At 63.3% G+C, this 218-nt stretch carries 1 protein-coding gene; it reads right to left on the reverse strand.

The window, feature by feature from the left end; translation table 11 throughout:
• Positions 1-218, reverse strand: a 218-nt coding sequence (locus tag OGY09_RS00215) for a hypothetical protein (RefSeq protein ID WP_286589722.1), incomplete at both ends; no start/stop codon positions are given.

The raw sequence follows: 218 nt of genomic DNA on the forward strand, positions 1-218 counted from the left end.
TCACTGAGGTGGCTGATTTCCGCCAGCCAGCCGCGTTCGTTGTACTGCCACTGTTCCGCCGGTTCGCCGTTCACCGTGCGATGCGTCAGGCGGTCAGATTCATCGTAATGCCACCGCGTGACCAGGCTTTCGTCCTCGCTGCGGACAAGCTGCCCGCCGGTGTTGTAGCCATAGCGCTGCGTACGGCCGTCAAAGCCGGTCTGCTGCGTCAGACGGTC

Source organism: Citrobacter sp. Cpo071 (assembly GCF_030332765.1).
Taxonomy (GTDB): domain Bacteria; phylum Pseudomonadota; class Gammaproteobacteria; order Enterobacterales; family Enterobacteriaceae; genus Citrobacter; species Citrobacter portucalensis.